The 739-nt window shown below is 65.8% G+C and carries 1 protein-coding gene; it reads left to right on the forward strand.

All coding sequences use genetic code 11. The features are described from left to right. Window positions 1–739, forward strand: a 739-nt coding sequence (gene ispG / locus EOA85_RS36545; RefSeq protein WP_127212820.1) for a (E)-4-hydroxy-3-methylbut-2-enyl-diphosphate synthase, incomplete at both ends; no start/stop codon positions are given.

A 739-nucleotide genomic window follows, 5' to 3' on the forward strand; every position in this document is an offset into this window, starting at 1 on the left:
CACCGACACCGCCGACGTCGACCAGACAGTCGCTCAAGTTGCGGCGCTGCATCGCGCCGGCTCCGAGATCGTGCGCATCACCGTCGACCGCGACGAGAGTGCCGCCGCCGTGCCCGCCATTCGCGAGCGGCTCGAACGGCTCGGCATCAACGTGCCGCTGGTCGGCGATTTCCATTATATCGGCCACAAGCTGCTCGCCGACCACCCGGCTTGCGCCGAGGCGCTTGCCAAATACCGCATCAATCCGGGCAATGTCGGCTTCAAGGACAAGAAGGACCGGCAGTTCGCGGCGATCGTCGAGATGGCGATCCGGTACGACAAGCCGGTGCGCATCGGCGTTAACTGGGGGTCGCTCGACCAGGAGCTTCTGACCCGGCTGATGGACGACAACCAGCGCCAAGGCTTTCCGCTGACCGCGCAGGAAGTGACGCGCGAGGCGATCGTGCAGTCGGCGATCCTTTCGGCCGAAATGGCCGAGGAGATCGGCCTTGGCCGCGAGAAGATCATCCTGTCGGCCAAGGTCAGCGGCGTGCAGGATCTGATCGCCGTCTACACCGAGCTCGCCACCCGCTCCAACCACGCGCTGCATCTCGGCCTCACCGAGGCCGGCATGGGTTCGAAAGGCATCGTCGCCTCGTCCGCGGCAATGGGCATCCTGCTCCAGCAAGGCATTGGCGATACGATCCGCATCTCGCTGACACCGGAGCCGAATGGCGACCGCACGCGCGAGGTGCAGGTG

This window comes from Mesorhizobium sp. M5C.F.Ca.IN.020.29.1.1, from assembly GCF_003997375.1.
GTDB lineage: Bacteria > Pseudomonadota > Alphaproteobacteria > Rhizobiales > Rhizobiaceae > Mesorhizobium > Mesorhizobium wenxiniae.